Source organism: Pseudomonas sp. H1_A03 (genome assembly GCF_054685145.1).
Window position 1 is genome coordinate 561,890 of the sequence record NZ_CP162829.1, and the last position, 18,438, is coordinate 580,327.

Below are 18,438 nucleotides of genomic sequence, written 5' to 3' on the forward strand. Positions count from 1 at the left end.
ATAAAGGGAGGGCCATGGTAGCGCATCCCCGTGGCAAGACAAGCCATAGCCTTTACGGTATATAGGCTGACTATTATGTTTCATATCTTTTAAGCCACGGATTTTGTCCTTTCTGGAGCCGTACATGCAGTTACGACCACTTGTTTTGCTCACCCTTTTCAGTTTTCTGGTCGCCTGCAGCAGCGAAGCCCCCAAGCCGGCCGCACCTCAACCGACACCAGCGCAAGAGAAAAAAGTCCCAGGGATTGAAGACATGGGCCCCCTGCCTGCCTATCAGCGGGAAATCAGCGGCAGCCTGACCAACGTGCCGGCGGGTGCCGAAGTCGAGATGGCCTTGTTGGTCATCGACGACCGTTCGCGCCCGCAACAACTGCTCGCCAGCAGTGTATTGAGCGGCAACGGCAAGCCCTTGGCCTTCCGCCTGCGCTACAACCCCGAAGCCTTCCCAGCCGGTGCGCGGGTTGAACTGCGTGGCCGCGCCAGCCAGTCCGGCCAGTTGATCCTGCACCTGCCTGCCGTACTGATCACCCAGGCAATCACCCAGACCACCGGCCCCCTGCAACTCGTCAAGGCACCATGACGCCACCGCTGGACTTGCAAGCGGCGCTGAGCGAACTGATCGGCGACGCGCAACTGGTGCCCTGCCCACTGCCGGGTACCGAGCTGTCTTTGTGGCTGCTGGATGCAGACAACATGGATCGCGCCTTCAGCCCCGAGGAAACCCGGCGCATCCTGCATGAACCGCCTTACTGGAGTTTTTGCTGGGCCAGTGGTTTGGCGCTGGCGCGGTATCTGGCGGCGAATCCTGAGTGGGTCGCCGGCAAGCGCGTGCTGGATTTTGGCGCGGGTTCCGGTGTGGCCGGGATTGCGGCGACTAAAGCGGGCGCGCTGGAAGTAGTCGCCTGCGACCTGGACCCGCTGGCCTTGGCATCCTGCCGGGCGAATGCCGAGCTTAATGGCGTGGAACTGGGTTATTCAGCGGACTTTTTCGCGGAAGCGGACCGCTTCGACCTGATCCTGGTGGCTGACGTGCTCTACGACCGGGCGAACCTGCCGCTGCTGGACCAGTTCCTGACCCGTGGCCGCGAAGCGTTGGTGGCGGATTCGCGGGTGCGGGACTTTCAGCACCCGGATTATCAACGGCTGGAGACTCTGGATGCGCTGACGTTGCCGGACTTGGCGGAGCCTTGGGAGTTTCGCAAGGTGAGCCTGTACCATTCGCGGCGCACTTTCAGCCAGGCTCGCCAGCCCTTATAGTTGCCCCATTCCCGCTTTATTCGAGACGCCCCATGAGTGAGCCCACGCCGTACATCTTCGACGTTACTACTGCCACCTTCGACCAGGCGGTGATCCAGAACTCCTTCGAAAAACCCGTGCTGGTGGATTTCTGGGCCGAGTGGTGCGCGCCGTGCAAGGCGTTGATGCCGATGCTCGCGAAAGTTGCCGAGAGTTATCAGGGCGAGCTGCTGCTGGCCAAGGTTGATTGCGAGGCCGAGCAGGACATCGTCGCGCGTTTTGGCATTCAAAGCCTGCCGACGGTGGTGCTGTTCAAGGACGGCCAGCCGGTGGACGGGTTTGCCGGGGCACAGCCGGAATCGGCTGTGCGGGCGCTGTTGGAGCCGCATGTGCAGATGCCACCACCGGCTGCGGCGGATCCGTTGGAGCAGGCTCAGGCGTTGTTTGCCGAAGGTCGCATCAGCGATGCCGAAGCGGTGCTGGTCGCGCTGTTGGGCGAGGACAACACCAACGCTGCAGCGCTGATCCTGTACGCGCGCTGCCTGGCAGAGCGCGGTGAGTTGGGCGAAGCCCAGGCCGTGCTGGACGCTGTGAAAAGCGATGACCATAAAGCCGCGCTCGCTGGGGCCAAGGCGCAGATCACTTTCCTGCGCCAGGCTGCCGACCTGCCGGACGCTGCCGACTTGAAAAGCCGCCTGGCGCAAAACCCGCAGGACGATGAAGCGGCTTACCAGCTGGCGATCCAGCAACTGGCGCGCCAGCAGTACGACGCGGCGCTGGAAGGTTTACTCAAACTGTTTATCCGCAACCGCAGCTACAGCGAAGGCCTGCCGCACAAGACCTTGCTGCAGGTGTTCGAACTGCTGGGCAATGATCACCCGCTGGTGACCGTGTACCGCCGCAAGCTGTTTGCCGCGCTGTATTAATCGCCGACCCAACTGTACAGCGGCGTATCACCGCCGCTGGCCACTTTCACCTTGGCGCTATGGCGCAGGCGCACCAACAGGCGCTTGCCCGCCGAGGCGTCCCCCGCCAAGCCTTCCAACTGGTCGAGCAGTTCGAGGCCACTGAGTTGCCCGGCCTCGCGCAACAGATCCTGAGCGTTCTGCCACAGGTCATCATTCTGCTTTATCGGCGCAACTGTCGGCGTACTCGGTGCTGGGACGGCCTGCAATTGCGCGCCCAGGCGTGCCCAATCAGCGTCGTCCAGCTCCAGGGTCAAGTCCACCGGCAGGTCGCCGACCGTTCCACGAATTCGCAACATCGTCGTTACTCCTGCACATTTTCCGACAGGCATGCTCCCATGCGGCTTGCGCAACGCCAAGCAGACGGTCAAACTCCCGGCACTATTGTTATAAGATCACATAACAAAACTTTCATCTTCGCTCGGGAGTTTCACCATGCGCCGTCTGTTGCTTGCTTTGCCGTTTGCCCTGCTGCCACTGGCGGTCGCCCATGCTCACGACGATCACGACCATGAACACGGCAGCCTCGGCGCCCATGAACACGGCGTTGGTCGCCTCAATGCGGTGCTCGACGGCCAAGCCCTTGAACTAGAGTTGGACAGCCCGGCGATGAACCTGGTGGGTTTCGAACACGTGGCCACCAGCGCGGCGGACAAAGCCAAAGTCGCCGCTGCACGTAAACAGCTGGAAAGCCCTGTCGCCCTGTTCAATTTGCCCAAGGCCGCCGGCTGCGTCGTCAGCACCCAGGAACTCAACAGCCCGTTGTTCGGCGACAAGCCCGAAGCCGACCATGACGATGACGATGACGCCAAAGACGGCGCCCACGAGCACCATCACGACCACAGCGAGATCCACGCCCATTACCAGTTCACCTGCGCCACGCCGACAGCCTTGAGCAATCTCGACCTGAGCCAAGTGTTCAAGACCTTCCCCGCCACCCAGAAAATTCAGGTACAACTGATCGGCCCGAGCGGTCAGCAAGGTGTTGAAGCGACGGCCACAGCAGCCACCGTTAAATTCTGATTTGAAAATGCGGTCACTGTGGGAGCTGGCTTGCCTGCGAACGGATCGCCTCGGTATGTCTGGAAAAACCGAGTCGCCCGCATCGCAGGCAAGCCAGCTCCCACAACGGATCGGCGCCATTTTCTACAACCAGGCACTACTGATTTAACATGACCCAAGCATTGATTGAACTGTCTGACCTGGGCTTTAACTGGCCCGGGCACCCACAGTTGCTGGACATCCCCGCTTTCCGCCTGGAAGCAGGTGAAACCCTGTTTCTGAAGGGCCCGAGCGGCAGTGGCAAAACCACGCTACTGGGCCTACTCGGCGGCGTACAGAAACCCAGCCAGGGCAGCATCCGATTGCTCGGCCAGGAGCTGACCGAACTGTCGACCGGCGCCCGCGACCGCTTCCGTGTCGACCACACCGGCTACATCTTCCAGCAGTTCAACCTGCTGCCGTTCCTGTCGGTGCGCGAGAACGTCGAGTTGCCCTGCCACTTTTCCACGCTGCGCGCGCAGCGGGCGAAACAACGTCACGGCAGTGTCGACCGCGCCGCCGCGACCTTGCTGGCGCACCTGGGTTTGAAAGACAAAGACCTGCTGGAACGCCGCGCCGACTCGCTGTCCATCGGCCAGCAACAACGGGTGGCCGCCGCTCGCGCGCTGATCGGTCAACCCGAGTTGGTGATCGCCGACGAGCCCACCTCGGCCCTGGACTACGACGCCCGCGAAGCGTTCCTTCAGCTGTTGTTCGCTGAATGCCGCGAAGCCGGCGCCAGCCTGTTGTTTGTCAGCCATGACCAAAGCCTGGCCGCGCTGTTCGACCGCCACCTGTCGCTGGCCGAACTCAATCGCGCCGCCACGCCCGCAGAGGTTTGAGATGTATCTGTTCCGACTAGCCATGGCCAGCCTGGCTAACCGCCGCTTTACCGCGATCCTCACCGCATTCGCCATCGCCCTGTCTGTGTGCCTGCTGCTGGCCGTGGAACGCGTGCGTGTCGAGGCGCGCAACAGTTTCGCCAGCACCATCAGCGGCACCGACCTGATCGTCGGCGCCCGCTCCGGCTCGGTGAACCTGCTGCTGTATTCGGTGTTTCGCATCGGCAATGCCACCAACAATATCCGCTGGGACAGCTACGAGCACTTCGCCGCCAGCCCCCAGGTGAAATGGGCGATCCCGATTTCCTTGGGTGATTCCCACCGCGGCTACCGCGTGATGGGCACCAACGAGTCCTACTTCGAGCACTACCAATACGGTCGCAAGCAAAACCTTGAACTGGCCAGCGGCCGCGCCTTCGCCACCGACCCGTTCGAAGTGGTGCTCGGCGCCGAAGTGGCTGACGCACTGCACTACAAACTCGGCGACAAACTGGTGCTGGCCCATGGCGTGGCGGTGGTCAGCCTGGTCAAGCACGATGACAAACCCTTCACCGTGGTCGGCATCCTCAAGCGCACCGGCACGCCGGTGGACCGTACCTTGCACATCAGCCTCGGCGGCATGGAGGCGATCCATATCGACTGGCACAACGGCGTGCCGGCTCAAGGCAAAGGCCGCATCAGCGCCGATCAAGCGCGCAACATGGACCTCACGCCGCAGGCCATTACCGCGTTCATGCTTGGGCTGAACAACAAGATTTCCACCTTCGCCCTGCAACGGGAGATCAACGAATTCCGTGGTGAGCCGATGCTGGCGATCCTGCCGGGCGTGGCGCTGCAAGAACTGTGGAGCATGATGGGCACCGCTGAAAAAGCGCTGTTTGTGATCTCACTGTTCGTGGTGCTCACGGGCCTGATCGGCATGCTCACTGCGATCCTCACCAGCCTCAACGAGCGCCGTCGCGAAATGGCGATCCTGCGCTCGGTGGGCGCACGGCCATGGCATATTGCGACCTTGCTGATCTTTGAAGCCTTTGCCCTGGCGCTGTCCGGCGTGATCGCGGGCGTGGGCCTGCTGTACGTGTGCATCGCCGCCTCGCGCGGTTACCTACAGGCCAATTACGGCCTGGACCTGCCCATGTCGTGGCCCAGCGAATATGAATGGACGCTGCTCGCCGGTATCCTGGCCGCCGCGCTGTTGATGGGCAGCGTGCCCGCGTGGCGCGCCTATCGACAATCCCTGGCCGACGGCCTGTCCATACGTTTATGAGGAAGGCCTTGATGCGTCGCGCCCTCGCTGCACTGTTTTTGCTGGTGGCCCTGCCCGCCTGGGCCGCCGAGCCCAAGGAACTGACCTGGTCGGAGCTGATCCCGCCGGATGCCATGCCCGAAGTGCCCAATATGCAGCCGCTGCACAACCTGTCCGGCATGGCGGATGCACTGGAGTCGGCACCGGCGGCCAAGCAGGAAATGCCCCACGCGCCTGTGGTGCAAAGCCTTGATGGCAAGCGCATCCGCCTGCCCGGTTATATCGTGCCGCTGGAAGTCGGCGAAAACGGCCGCACCACTGAATTCTTGCTGGTGCCGTATTTCGGCGCGTGCATCCACGTTCCGCCACCGCCATCGAACCAGATCGTGCACGTTAAAAGTGAAGTCGGCGTGAAGCTCGATGAGCTGTATCAACCGTACTGGATCGAAGGCGCGATGCGGGTCAAACCGTCCACCAGCGAACTGGCCGACGCCGGTTACCAGATGGATGCCGAGAAGATTTACATCTACGAGCTGCCGGAATAGCGCTGATCGCCCTTTCATTGAGCTGAGTCAAAAGATCGAGCGGAACGATCTTTACCATTGGACGTACAACTTTTAACGTCCTTTTGGAGCTCCCATGAACAAGTCTCTGCTCGGCGCGTCCCTCTTCGCGCTCGCCCTCGCTGCCCCTGTCGCACACGCTCACGAAGCGGGCGACATTCTGGTTCGCGCCGGTGCAATCACCGTGAATCCGAAAGCTGACAGCAGCACCGTCAAAGTTGACCAAGGCCCATTGGCCGGCGCCAACCTGGGCGGCAAGGCGACCATGAGCAGCGATACCCAACTGGGCTTGAACTTTGCCTACATGCTGACCAACCACGTTGGTATCGAACTGCTGGCCGCCACACCGTTCGAGCACGACGTGAAGATCAAAGGCACCGCCCTAGGCGCCGCCAACGGCAAGCTCGGCACCCTGAAACACCTGCCGCCAACACTGAGCGTCGTGTACTACCCGTTGGATAACAAATCGGCCTTCCAACCTTACGTAGGCGCCGGTATCAACTACACCTGGATCTACGACGAGCACGTCGGCAGCCGTGCCCAAGGCGCAGGTTTCAGCAACTTCAAGGCTGAAAACTCCTGGGGCTGGGCTGCACAGATCGGCGCGGACTACATGATCAACGACAAGTGGATGATCAACGCCCAGGCGCGCTACATCGACATCAGCACCAAGGCCACCGTGGAAAACAACGCCGTGGCACCTGGCACTCGCGCCAAGGTGAACGTAGATGTGGACCCGATGGTTTACATGGTGGGTATTGGTTACAAGTTCTAATCCCGACCTAAGCAACACTGCATAACCTAATGTGGGAGGGGGTTGTGTGGGAGCCGGGCTTGCCCGCGATGCAGACACCTCGGTGTATCAGTGATACCGAGGTGATGCTATCGCAGGCAAGCCCGGCTCCCACACAAGCCCCCTCCCACATTTTGGTTTTGCGTGTAGTCAGCTGTGCCGGTAGAACCGATCCAGCAACGCCGGCAGCCCCGCCCGCCATGCCCGTGGCTTGATGCCAAAGGTATGGAGGATTTTCTTGCAGGCGAGCACCGCGTGTTGCGGTTCTTCACTTGCATCCGGCCGGGCCGCATGGGCCTGGGCGGTGGGGGATTCGATCGCCAACGGATGAAAGTTGCGCGCTTCTGTGAGGATCGCCTGGCCCAGCGCCAACGGCGTGGTCGCCTCATGGCCCGCGTAGTGGTAAGTGCCCCACAACGGCGCCGCGCAATCGAGTTGCTTGAGCACCGAAATGATCACCCGCGCCGCATCGTCCACTGGCGTCGGGTTGCCGCGCCGGTCGTCAGCCATCAGTAATTCATCGGGTTTTTCGGCCCGGGCCAGGAAGCGCCCGAGGGTGCCGTCGACGCTGTCATCCAGCAGCCAGCCAAACCGCAGCAACACATGTTGCGGGCAAGTGGCGCGCACACTTTGTTCGATACGCCACAACGCCTGGCCGCGCAGGCCCAGGGGCACCGGCTCGTCTTTTTCGCTGTAGGCGGTGGCGCGAGAGCCATCGAACACGCGGTAGCTGGACGGTTGCAGCAAGGTGATGTTGTGGTGCTGGCACAGCTCGGCCAGACGCTCAATGGCGAACTCCTGGGAGGCCAGGCGCGTTTCGCTGACCGCTTCGGCCTGGAACCAGTCGAAATAGTAGGCGAGGTTGATCAACGCATCGGGACGGGTGTCGTCGAGCAATTGGGTGAGGCTCGCGGCATCCCAGCCGTCTTGGGGCGGTTTGGGTGCGAGGAAACCAATGTCTTCCTCTGCACCGAGGCGAATCAGCGCCTGCCCGAGGGCATTCCCGCCGCCCAGTAACATAAGGCGCATTCGCATAGAGTGTGCAGGCCCGGTCTGTTTAGAACGATGGTTATTCAGGTATTTGTCAGAATCGTTGCATTTTGCGGGTTTGTAGCGCAACCGTCACGGACAAACTGCGCGATTGCAACTTGTTGGAGCGGGCGGTATCAATCACTCCATGAACCTTCCTGAATCCACCGACAGCGCATTGAACGGCTTCCACCCCGCCGTCAGTGCCTGGTTCCGCAGCACCTTCCCTTCGGTGACAAGCGCCCAGGCCCAGGCATGGCCGCTGATCCGCCAACGCCAATCGACGCTGATCGCCGCGCCCACCGGCTCCGGCAAGACACTCACAGCCTTTTTGGCGGTGCTGGATGACTTGGTCCAGCAAGGATTGGCGAACGGCGGGCAACTGCCGGATGAAACCCTGGTGGTCTACGTGTCGCCGCTGAAGGCGCTGTCCAACGACATCCAGATCAACCTGCAGAATCCGCTTGCCGGGATCACTCAACACTTACAGAACCATGGCCTGCCGCCGCTGGTGATCCGCACCGCCGTGCGCACGGGCGACACCCCGCAAAAAGACCGCGTGCAAATGCGCAAGCGCCCGCCGCACATTCTGGTGACCACCCCGGAATCGCTCTACGTGCTGCTGGGCTCGGACTCCGGTCGGCAAATGCTCGCCAGCACGCGCACGGTGATCGTCGATGAAATCCACGCCATCGCGGCCGGCAAACGTGGCAGCCATTTGGCGTTGAGCCTGGAGCGCCTACAAGCGCTGTGTGCCGAGCCGCTGACGCGCATTGGCTTGTCGGCCACGCAAAAGCCCATCGATGCGGTGTCACGTTTTCTGGTGGGTACGGGTCGCCCCTGCGCGATTGTGGACATTGGCCACGCGCGCCCGCGCGACCTGAATATCGAGGTGCCGCCGGTCCCGCTCTCGGCAGTAATGGCCAACGATGTGTGGGAGTTGGTCTACGACCGTCTCGCCGAATTGGCCCGCGAGCACCGCACCACGCTGGTGTTCGTCAACACCCGCCGCCTGGCCGAACGCCTGGCCCGGCATTTGAGCGAACGCCTGGGCAAAACCGCCGTGGCCGCTCACCACGGCAGCCTGGCCAAGGAAATGCGCCTGGACGCCGAACAACGGCTCAAGGCCGGTGAGCTGCAAGTGCTGATCGCCACCGCGTCCCTGGAGCTGGGGATTGATATCGGCGACGTGGATTTGGTCTGTCAGATCGGCTCGCCCGGCTCCATCAACGGTTTTCTGCAAAGAGTGGGACGCTCCGGCCACCAGGTCGGCGGCACGCCCAAAGGGCGCTTGTTCGCCACCACGCGCGACGACTTGATCGAATGCGCCGCGCTGCTCGATTGCGTACGTCGGGGTGAGCTGGACACCTTGCACATACCGGTCGCGCCGTTGGACGTGCTGGCCCAACAGATCATCGCCGAGGTCAGCGCCCAAGAATGGTCGGAGCAGGCCTTGCTCGACCTGATCCGCCGCGCCGCGCCCTACGCCGAGCTGGATGAACGCCATTACCAAGCGCTGCTGCAGATGCTCAGCGACGGCTACAACGGCCGCCAGGGCATCCGCAGCGCCTACCTGCACCGCGACGCCCTGACCCGCACCCTGCGCGGTCGGCGCGGCGCCAAACTCACTGCCGTGACCAGCGGCGGCACCATTCCCGATAATGCCGACTACAGCGTGTTGCTCGAACCCCAGAGCCTGAACATCGGCAGCGTCAACGAAGACTTTGCAGTGGAAAGCATCGCTGGGGATATCTTCCAGCTCGGCAATACGTCCTACCGAATCCTGCGGGTCGACGCCGGCAAGGTGCGCGTCGAGGATGCCCATGGCCAGCCGCCGACCATTCCGTTCTGGCTCGGCGAAGCGCCGGGGCGCAGCAACGAATTATCGGCGGCGGTGGCGCGCTTGCAGGGCCAATTGGACGCGCTGCTCAGCGCCACGCCCGGCAACCTGCAAGCCGCGCAGGACTGGCTCATCGAAACCCTCGGCCTGAACCGCGCCAGCGCCGAACAAATCCTCGATTACCTGGCGCGCACACGCTTGGCCCTGAGCGCCCTGCCGTCCCAGGACACGTTGATCATGGAGCGTTTCTTCGACGCGTCCGGCGGCACCCAACTGATCATCCACACGCCGTTCGGCAGCCGCGTCAACCGCGCCTGGGGCCTGGCCTTGCGCAAGCGTTTTTGCCGCACCTTCAATTTCGAATTGCAGGCCGCCGCCAGCGAAAATGCGATCGTGCTGTCGCTGTCCACCAGCCACAGTTTCGAGCTGGACGAGGTGTGGCGTTACCTCAACAGCCACAGCGCCGAACATATCCTGATCCAGGCCGTGCTGGAGGCGCCGCTGTTCGGCGTGCGCTGGCGCTGGAATGCCGGTGTGGCCCTGGCATTGCCGCGCTTTACCGGCGGGCGCAAGGTGGCGCCGCAGATCCAGCGCATGAAAAGCGAAGACCTGATCGCCAGTGTGTTTCCCGACCAGATCGCCTGCCTGGAAAACCTCGCCGGCGAGCGCGAAGTGCCTGAACACCCGCTGGTCGAGCAAACCCTCGACGACTGCCTGCACGACGCCATGGACAGCGAGGCCTGGCTGGCCCTGCTGCGGCGCATGGAGCGCGGCGACGTGCGCCTGATCAGCCGCGACCTGCCGGCGCCCTCGCCGATGGCCGCCGAAATACTCAGTGCGCGCCCCTATACTTTTCTTGACGATGCGCCGCTGGAAGAGCGCCGCACCCAGGCCGTGCTCAACCGACGCTGGAGCGACCCGCAAAGCACCGACGAACTCGGCGCGCTGGATGCTGACGCTATTGCCGGCGTGCGCGAAGAAGCCTGGCCGGCACCCAACGGGCCGGATGAAATGCATGAGGCGTTGATGAGCCTGGCGTGTATCGCCGCTGCCGAAGTCTCCCCGCCATGGGCGCAATGGCTGCACGCCTTGGCCAAGAGCGGTCGTGCCTTTCAATTGCACAATGGCATATGGGTTGCCGTTGAACGCTTGAGTTGCTTGCAGGCGATCTACCCCAACGACTTGCCGCTGTTACCTGGTTTCGATGAGCCCTGGACCTTTGATGAGGCCGTGGTGGAAGTGCTGCGCGCACGCCTCGGTGGGTTAGGCCCGCTGAGCCTGAGCGAGATCGCCGCGCCATTGGCCTTGCCAGAAACTGACGTGCTCCAGGCGCTGGCCCGCCTGGAGCAGGAAGGCTATGTGTTACGCGGCCATTTCAGCCCTGCTGCCACTGAGGAGCAATGGTGCGAACGCCACCTGCTGGCGCGTATTCATCGCTATACGGTCAAGCGCCTGCGCCGGGAAATCGAGCCGGTGGCGCTGCAGGACTTCATGCGGTTTCTGTTCGATTGGCAGCACTTGTCCGACGGCACACGCGGTCAGGGCAGCGCGATGTTGCCGCAGATCGTCGCGCAGTTTGAAGGGTATGCCGCCGCCACGTTCGCCTGGGACAGCGACCTGCTCAGCGCACGGCTCAAGGATTACGCCTCCACCTGGCTCGACGACCTGTGCCGCAGCGGCAAACTGGTGTGGACGCGTTTGAGCAACAAGGCCGGCGCCATGGCATTACGCAGTACGCCAGTGGTGTTACTGCCGCGCAGCCAGGTGGGACTGTGGAGCGGACTGACCGACCTCACCGACGCCACCACACTGTCGCCCAAGGCGCAGAAGGTGCATCAAGCCCTGCGCGACCACGGCGCGCTGTTTTTTGATGAGTTGGTGCACGAGGCCCACTTGCTGCGCAGCGAACTGGAAAGCGCCTTGCAGGAACTGGTCGGCGCCGGGCTGGTAAACGCCGACAGCTTCGCCGGCCTGCGCGCCCTGACCACACCCGCCAGCAAACGCCAGGCGCGCAGCAGTCGGCGTGGGCGCGGCGCGTTTATCGGCGGCATGGACGACGCCGGGCGCTGGGCCTTGGTGCGGCGTTCACCCACCGCCGCTGGCGCGCATTCGGCCGAGACGCTGGAGCATGTGGCAATGACCTTGCTGCGCCGCTATGGCGTGGTGTTCTGGCGGTTGCTCGAGCGTGAGGCGGATTGGCTACCAAGCTGGCGCGAGTTGCTGCGCACTTTTCATCGGCTGGAAGCACGCGGGGAGATTCGCGGGGGGCGGTTTGTCAGTGGGTTGGCGGGAGAACAGTTTGCGTTGCCGGAGGCGATCCCGTTGCTGCGTGAAGTGCGACGTCGGGCCCATGACGGCAGTTTGATTGTTGTGTGTGGGGCTGATCCGTTGAACTTGGTGGGTACGTTGTTGCCGGGTACCAAGGTGCCCGCGGTGAGTGGCAATCGGATCGTATATCGGGACGGGTTGCCGGCGGCGGTGATGGTGGCGGGCAAGCAGCAGGTGTTGATGGAGGTGGATCAGTTGGCGGTGCGGAATAAACTGATTAACCGTCCGTAACGTAGCAGCTGTCGAGCGCCAGCGAGGCTGCGTCGGCAGCACCGCCAAATTCGTGTCAGGCATATTATCGAGTCGCGTCCGACGCAGCCTCGCTGGCGCTCGACAGCTGCTACGGGTTGTGAAGGTTACTGAGTCCGAGGCTGCTCCGTCAGCACCACCGAAGCCGGCACCTCTGCATCCGGTTCATCCCCCTGCGGCGCACGCTTGGGCAACAACACCTGCTGTGGATAAGTCTGCGCGAAGTGCACCTCGTCACAATTATCCACTAGCTTTTTCAGCCGCTGGTTAAACGCGCGACTTACCGCGTATTGCCCGCCCGAGACCGTACGGAACTGCGCCGTCAGCACCACGCCGTTGAGGTCCATCTTGTCGACGCCAAACACCTCCAGCGGGCCTTGCAGGTTGTACTTGAGGAACACATCGTCGCGAATCGATTGCCCGGCCTCTCGGATCAATTCCACCGCCTTGTCCACGTCCGTGTCGTAGGTGAACTGCACTGAGAAGAATGCATAGGCAAACTGCCGCGACTGGTTGGTAACCGCCTTGATCTGCCCGAACGGCACCGAATGCACAAACCCCTTGCCGTCGCGCAGGCGCAGGGTACGGATAGTCAGGCCTTCGACCGTGCCGGCGTGGCCAGAGTCGAGCACCACCCAGTCGCCGATGGACAGGGTGTCTTCAATGATGATGAACAGCCCGGTGATCACATCCTGCACCAACTGCTGGGAACCAAAACCGATAGCCAGGCCGACCACGCCGGCACCGGCCAGCAGCGGTGCGACGTTGATGCCGAGGTTGGCCATGGTGGTGATTGCGCAAATCACCACCAGGATGATTTCCACCGCGTTGCGCACCAGCGGCAGGATGGTTTTCACCCGGGTGCTGGGCTGGCGGCTCGAGCGTTTGTTGACCGGCGGTTTCAGCGCTTCCTGAATCGCCGTATCCAGGACCACCCAGAACAGCCAGGTCATCAGCAGGATCAAGCCAATGCTGCTGAGGGAATCGCTGATCGCTCGACCGATCGAGTTGCGCTCGGCGAATTCAAACAGCGAGACGCCCCAGATACGCCCGAGGACTTCAATAAACCCGATCGCCATCGCGATACGCAAGATCGCGTGCAGCAAGCTGAGGAAACGCTCCTTGTAAGCACTGCTGCGCTGGATCGCCACTTGGCTGCGCGACTTGAACAGGTGTTGCAGCACAGTGCTCAGGAACACCGTGCCGATCAGCAAAATGGTGGTGAGCAGCGCGCAGCGCAGGGCTTTCTGATTATCGTCCCCGGCGCCGATCAGGTTGATCGCCGAAACCAGCACCATCAGCAGGATCGGCCAATACCAGAGCCCGGAAAATATCCGCAGCGATTGTTGCAACGCCGGGTGTTTAAGGCGCTGGGACAGCGCCCGATTACGAATCAGGTGCGCGACCGGGCGACGCAGGCGAATCACCAGCATGCCGAAAATCACCGCCGCAAACAGGCCGGTAAACACCGCAATGCCGCTGGTGATATTGCCGCCGAACTGGCGGGCGATCTGCGGGCTGGTCAGCGCATCGCTGAGGGCGGCGAGGAACCCGATCATGAACAGTGGCTTTGGGCAGTAATCGCGGATGATCTGCACGGCCGGGCGTTTATGCCCGACGTTAAACATCACGATCACGCACAGCAGGATGGACGTGGAGAAGATGCCGCTACTGGTCGCATAGGCAAAACACAACGCCAGCGCCCGGCCGATGGAGGTCGGCAAAAAATGACTGACGTAAAGCGTCAGCGGTAGACAGATCACGGCCGGGATCGTGTAGGGCATCAGATAGCCGAGTACGCCTTGCAAGCGTCCACGCCGTTCAACAAAGGGACGTTGACTGATACGCCTGACCAACATGCGCCCCAGGAAGGTCAAAAGCGCGAAGGCGCCGATCCAAACGCCGGACAACAGCAGGAAGTCCCCGGCCACGCTCCATGGCGAGCGGTCCGAGGGACGGTTGACCAGGCGCCCCACCTCATTGGCCGCACGGTCGGCGCGCAGGCGCCAGGCGTCAAGGAGGTTCTGGTTGAGATCAAGCTTGTCCTGCACATCATCGATGCTGGAGCTGATGGCCCCGAGCAGGCCGCCCTCGACCAGGATTTCCGGCTTGGCCGGCGTTTCGGCTTCAGGCGCGGCCGCCGCGGCGTGCACTGCGCCGCTGCCGCAAAACAGCAGCGCGCCGAGCAGTAATGCAGTCTTTGAATTCAGCAAAACACCGGGCTCCTTGAGGTAGGTCTGTAAGGAACTGACGGGTTTTGGCGCTGATCGTTCCCGTCTAGAACGCAATGCGCTGGGGCGTGCCGTCCGTAAGGCGCTGGAAACTTTCTCGCAAATCCCACAGTCATCCCTCCATGGAGGTCATTCGACCCATTAACCACGGGAGCAACCATGTCCGCGATTCATATCGGCATTTCCGGCTGGCGCTACACGCCTTGGCGGGGGGATTTCTACCCCGAGGGCCTGACCCAGAAACGTGAGTTGCAGTTTGCGTCACGGGCGGTCAACAGCATCGAGATCAATGGTTCGTTCTACGCGCTGCAAACGCCGCAGCGCTATGCCGAGTGGTACGCCGATACGCCGGAGCAGTTCGTGTTCAGCGTCAAGGCACCGCGCTACATCACGCATATCCTGCGGTTACACGATGTGCACAAGCCCATGGCCAACTTTTTTGCCTCCGGCGTGCTGGAGCTCAAGGAGAAGCTGGGGCCGTTTCTTTGGCAATTCCCACCCAGTTTCACATTCGACCCACCGCTGTTTGAGGCTTTTCTCGCGCAGTTGCCCACCGATACCCGACAAGCCGCCGCCCTCGCCCGCCAGCATGAATCGCGGGTCAATGGCAAAGCCAGCATGAACGCCCATGGCAAAAAACCGCTGCGCCACGCGGTCGAGATTCGCCATAAGAGCTTTGCCGTTCCGGAATTTGTGCAGATGCTCGACAAATACGGCGTGGCGTTGGTGGTCGCCGACACCGCCGGCAAGTGGCCGTATCTGGAAGACGTGACCGCTGACTTCCTCTACCTGCGGCTGCACGGCGATAAAAAGCTCTACGCCAGCGGCTACACCGACGCAGCGCTTGAGCGCTGGGGCGACCGGATCGAATGCTGGCGTCACGGCAAACAACCCTCAGACGCCCATCTGATCGACCCGAAACGCAAGCCGCGCGCGCGCAAGCAGCGCGACGTGTTCTGCTTCTTCGACAACGACATCAAGGTGCGCGCGCCCTTCGATGCGCGCCAATTGCTACAACGCTTCGAGCTGGATAAAGCATTGACCACTGAGCCCGGTAAACTACCAGAATCGGGGGTGCTGCCATGACTCATCCGGAATTGATTCCCGTGACGCCCAACGTCGCCATCACGCGCTTCACCGTGCTGACGGTCAATATCCACAAGGGTTTCACTGCCTTGAATCGACGCTTCATCCTGCCTGAGCTACGTGAAGCGGTGCGCAGCGTGGGCGCCGACATGGTGTTCCTGCAAGAAATTCACGGCACCCATGAGCGCCACCCCCAGCGCTTCAGCGACTGGCCGAACATGCCGCAGTACGAGTTCCTCGCTGACAGCATCTGGCCGCAGTTCGCTTACGGGCGCAATGCGGTCTACCCACACGGCGACCATGGCAATGCGCTGCTGTCGAAATTCCAGATCGTGCGCTACGACAACCTCGACATTTCCCAAAGCGGCCATGAAAACCGTGGCCTTTTGCATTGCGTGATGCGCCTGCCGGGCACCGGCCAAGAGGTGCATGCGATCTGCATTCACTTGGGGCTGCGCGAAGTGCACCGCCAGCAGCAATTGCGCTTGATCGAACAGCGCATCAGCGAAATTCCTGCCGACGCGCCGCTGGTGGTTGCCGGTGATTTCAACGATTGGCGCCAAAAGGCCGACCTGAGCCAGAGCGGCCTGAAGGAAGTATTCATCGAAACCCAGGGCAAACCCGCGCGCACCTTCCCGGCGCGCTTGCCTCTGCTGCCGCTGGACCGGATTTATGTGCGCAATTTGAAGGTGCATAACCCCCGAGTACTGACGACACGGCCCTGGTCCCATCTATCAGACCATGTCCCCCTGTCGGTGGAGATCGAGCTATGAACGTCGCTGTAGAACATATTTCCACCGACCAGCCGCCGGACCAAACCAAGGCACGTGACCTGGATTACGGCTGGCAGAGTGGCAACCAGGTCCAATTGCTGGAGAACGGCGAAGCGTACTTCCCTGAGGTGTTCACCGCACTGCGTGAAGCCCGGCGCGAGATCCTGCTGGAGACCTTCATTCTCTTCGAGGACAAAGTGGGTAATGAGCTGCATGGCATCCTGATCGAGGCGGCGCGCCGTGGGGTCAACGTGGTGGTCAGCCTGGATGGCTTTGGCTGCGGCGAACTGAACCCGTCGTTTCTCGGCGAGCTGGCCGAGGCCGGCGTTGCGGTGCAGATGTTCGACCCCGCGCCAAAGACCCTGGGCATTCGCACCAATTGGTTTCGCCGCCTGCACCGCAAGATCGTCGTAGTGGACGCGGAGGTGGCGTTCATCGGCGGAATCAATTTCTCCGCCGACCACCTGGGCGATTACGGTCCCGAGGCCAAGCAAGATTACGCGGTGAAGGTGATCGGCCCGGCGGTAGCGGACTTGCATCATTTCGCCTTGGCCCAAAGCGGCCGCCAAGTACGCACGCGGCGCGGTTGGCGACGACGCCAGCAGCGGCCGGAGATCTGGTCGACCGATAAAGGCGACGGCCAGGTGCGCCTGATTTACCGCGACAACGCGCAGCATCGCGATGACATCGAAGAAGCGTATATCCACGCCTTGAGCAAAGCCCAGACACGCGCGGTGATCGCCAACGCCTACTTCTTCCCCGGTTACCGCCTGCTGCGGGAAATCCGCAATGCCGCGCGCCGTGGCGTGCACGTGCAATTGATCATGCAGGGCCAGCCCGATGTACTGCTGGCCAAGCTGGCGGCGCGCATGCTCTACGACTATTTGCTCAAGGACGGCGTGGTGATTCACGAGTATTGCCAGCGCCCACTGCACGGCAAAGTCGCACTGGTGGATGACGAATGGAGCACGGTGGGGTCGAGCAATCTGGACCCATTGAGCCTGTCGCTGAACCTGGAAGCCAACGTGTTGATTCGTGACCGTGCGTTCAATCAACAGCTGTTTGAACGCCTGCAAGCCCTGGCCAAAAACCACTGCCAGACCATGCCGGAAAACCGCAAGCCGCGCCTGTGGCTCTGGCGTTTGACCGTGGGTTTCCTGGTGTTCCATGTAATGCGCCACTTTCCTGCACTCACCGGCTGGTTGCCCGCGCACAAGCCGCGTTTGAAACCGTTTGAGGCTCAGCGCCATGACGTCTGAAACCAAAGGCTCGCGGTTCAAGCGCTGGAAGAAGCCGCTGACCATCGCCTTCTTCTTGCTGCTGATCGTGCTGTTCACCCTGCTCGCGCGGCGCATCGATTGGAGCGAAGTGGTGCAGACCCTGGGCGACTTCAAGGTGCGCACGCTGGTGATCGCCAGCGCACTGACGTTATGCAGCTTTCTGGTCTACGCCAGCTTTGACTTGATCGGCCGCACCTACATTCGCCAGCCTTTAGGGTGGAAGCAGATCCTGCCGGTGGGGATCATCAGCTATGCCTTCAACCTCAACTTGAGCGCCTGGGTGGGCGGCATCGCCATGCGCTATCGGCTGTATTCGCGGCTGGGGGTGAGCACCGGCAATATCGCCAAGATTCTCGGCCTGAGCCTGGCGACCAATTGGTTTGGCTATATGGCGATCGCCGGCGTGGTTTTCAGCAGCGGCCTGGTCACGATGCCACCGGGCTGGAAGGTCAGCACCACGGCCTTGCAAGGCATCGGCGCGTTGTTGGTGCTGGCCAGCCTGGGTTATCTGGTGGCCTGCCAGTTTTCGAAAAAGCGTGCGTGGACGATACGCGGTATGGAGATCAACCTGCCGTCGCTGCGCATGGCGTGTTTGCAGTTGATGTTGGGCGCGTTGAACTGGTCGCTGATGGCGGCGGTGATTTTTACTTTGCTGCCGGCCAAACTGGATTATCCGCTGGTGTTAGGGGTGTTGCTGATCAGCGCGATTGCCGGGGTGCTCACCCATATTCCGGCAGGGCTGGGCGTGCTGGAGGCGGTGTTCATTGCGTTGTTGCAGCATGAAGCGTCGCGGGGCAGTTTGCTCGCCGGGTTGATCGCGTATCGGGCGATCTACTTCATCTTGCCGCTGCTGATCGCGCTGGTGATGTACCTTGGCGTAGAGGCCAAGGCCAAGGCGTTGCGGGTGAAGAAAACACCGGCTTAAGACGGTGGTGA

16 protein-coding genes are annotated in these 18,438 nt (G+C 62.0%); 13 read left to right on the forward strand and 3 right to left on the reverse strand.

The annotated features are described in order from the left end of the window. Positions 1-124 precede the first annotated feature (124 nt). Genes AB4O35_RS02620 through trxA form a run of 3 tightly spaced genes read left to right on the forward strand, consistent with a single transcriptional unit; the run spans position 125 to position 2,162 of the window. A complete protein-coding gene (locus AB4O35_RS02620) occupies positions 125-580 on the forward strand; it encodes a YbaY family lipoprotein (RefSeq protein WP_065873724.1) in 456 nt (151 codons plus the stop codon). Continuing rightward, positions 577-1,257: a class I SAM-dependent methyltransferase gene (locus AB4O35_RS02625; RefSeq protein WP_065881119.1), complete on the forward strand. Its 681-nt coding sequence runs from the start codon at positions 577-579 to the stop codon at positions 1,255-1,257. The genes AB4O35_RS02620 and AB4O35_RS02625 overlap by 4 nt, the downstream gene beginning before the upstream one ends. 32 nt (positions 1,258-1,289) lie before the next feature. Further along, positions 1,290-2,162 (forward strand): thioredoxin, encoded by an 873-nt coding sequence (gene trxA, locus AB4O35_RS02630; protein ID WP_065873726.1) that lies wholly within the window; start codon positions 1,290-1,292, stop codon positions 2,160-2,162. Here trxA and AB4O35_RS02635 read toward each other — a convergent pair. Then, entirely contained in the window at positions 2,159-2,500 is a 342-nt protein-coding gene (locus tag AB4O35_RS02635) for a hypothetical protein (protein ID WP_065873727.1), read from the reverse strand. The two genes, trxA and AB4O35_RS02635, sit on opposite strands and share 4 nt — an antisense overlap. A 136-nt stretch (positions 2,501-2,636) precedes the next feature. Between AB4O35_RS02635 and AB4O35_RS02640 the strand changes: the two genes are divergently transcribed. The 5 genes from AB4O35_RS02640 to AB4O35_RS02660 all read left to right on the forward strand — a co-directional run bounded on the left by AB4O35_RS02640 (position 2,637) and on the right by AB4O35_RS02660 (position 6,668). Further along, complete coding sequence (locus tag AB4O35_RS02640; RefSeq protein WP_065873728.1) at positions 2,637-3,224, forward strand: DUF2796 domain-containing protein; 588 nt, start codon at positions 2,637-2,639, stop codon at positions 3,222-3,224. A gap of 149 nt (positions 3,225-3,373) precedes the next feature. Then, positions 3,374-4,084, forward strand: a complete 711-nt coding sequence (locus AB4O35_RS02645; RefSeq protein ID WP_460149511.1) for an ABC transporter ATP-binding protein — start codon at positions 3,374-3,376, stop codon at positions 4,082-4,084. Between the two features lies 1 nt (position 4,085). Further along, on the forward strand, positions 4,086-5,351 hold the full coding sequence (locus tag AB4O35_RS02650; RefSeq protein ID WP_027605183.1) for an ABC transporter permease: 1,266 nt from the start codon (positions 4,086-4,088) through the stop codon (positions 5,349-5,351). 11 nt (positions 5,352-5,362) lie between these two features. After that, the gene (locus AB4O35_RS02655; RefSeq protein WP_065873730.1) at positions 5,363-5,875 is read left to right on the forward strand and encodes a DUF3299 domain-containing protein; all 513 of its coding nucleotides are present in this window, start codon (positions 5,363-5,365) and stop codon (positions 5,873-5,875) included. 94 nt (positions 5,876-5,969) lie between these two features. Beyond that, entirely contained in the window at positions 5,970-6,668 is a 699-nt protein-coding gene (locus tag AB4O35_RS02660; RefSeq protein ID WP_065873731.1) for an OmpW/AlkL family protein, read from the forward strand. Between the two features lie 168 nt (positions 6,669-6,836). Here AB4O35_RS02660 and AB4O35_RS02665 read toward each other — a convergent pair whose 3' ends face one another. Then, the gene (locus AB4O35_RS02665) at positions 6,837-7,721 is read right to left on the reverse strand and encodes a sugar nucleotide-binding protein (RefSeq protein ID WP_083207053.1); all 885 of its coding nucleotides are present in this window, start codon (positions 7,719-7,721) and stop codon (positions 6,837-6,839) included. 142 nt (positions 7,722-7,863) lie between these two features. Between AB4O35_RS02665 and AB4O35_RS02670 the strand changes: the two genes are divergently transcribed. Continuing rightward, entirely contained in the window at positions 7,864-12,114 is a 4,251-nt protein-coding gene (locus tag AB4O35_RS02670; protein WP_460149513.1) for a DEAD/DEAH box helicase, read from the forward strand. 125 nt (positions 12,115-12,239) lie between these two features. Here the strand turns inward: AB4O35_RS02670 and AB4O35_RS02675 are convergent, their stop codons facing one another. Further along, positions 12,240-14,345, reverse strand: a complete 2,106-nt coding sequence (locus AB4O35_RS02675) for a mechanosensitive ion channel family protein (RefSeq protein ID WP_460149515.1) — start codon at positions 14,343-14,345, stop codon at positions 12,240-12,242. 177 nt (positions 14,346-14,522) lie between these two features. On the opposite strand from AB4O35_RS02675, the gene AB4O35_RS02680 reads away from it, so the two are divergent. Genes AB4O35_RS02680 through AB4O35_RS02695 form a run of 4 tightly spaced genes read left to right on the forward strand, consistent with a single transcriptional unit; the run spans position 14,523 to position 18,427 of the window. Next, the gene (locus AB4O35_RS02680) at positions 14,523-15,449 is read left to right on the forward strand and encodes a DUF72 domain-containing protein (protein ID WP_065872577.1); all 927 of its coding nucleotides are present in this window, start codon (positions 14,523-14,525) and stop codon (positions 15,447-15,449) included. Then, on the forward strand, positions 15,446-16,222 hold the full coding sequence (locus AB4O35_RS02685; protein ID WP_065872578.1) for an endonuclease/exonuclease/phosphatase family protein: 777 nt from the start codon (positions 15,446-15,448) through the stop codon (positions 16,220-16,222). Before AB4O35_RS02680 ends, AB4O35_RS02685 begins: the two co-directional genes overlap by 4 nt. Then, positions 16,219-17,481: a cardiolipin synthase ClsB gene (gene clsB / locus AB4O35_RS02690; RefSeq protein WP_065879551.1), complete on the forward strand. Its 1,263-nt coding sequence runs from the start codon at positions 16,219-16,221 to the stop codon at positions 17,479-17,481. The genes AB4O35_RS02685 and clsB overlap by 4 nt, the downstream gene beginning before the upstream one ends. Then, the gene (locus AB4O35_RS02695; protein ID WP_065879552.1) at positions 17,471-18,427 is read left to right on the forward strand and encodes a lysylphosphatidylglycerol synthase domain-containing protein; all 957 of its coding nucleotides are present in this window, start codon (positions 17,471-17,473) and stop codon (positions 18,425-18,427) included. Before clsB ends, AB4O35_RS02695 begins: the two co-directional genes overlap by 11 nt. The last annotated feature ends 11 nt before the right edge of the window (positions 18,428-18,438 follow it).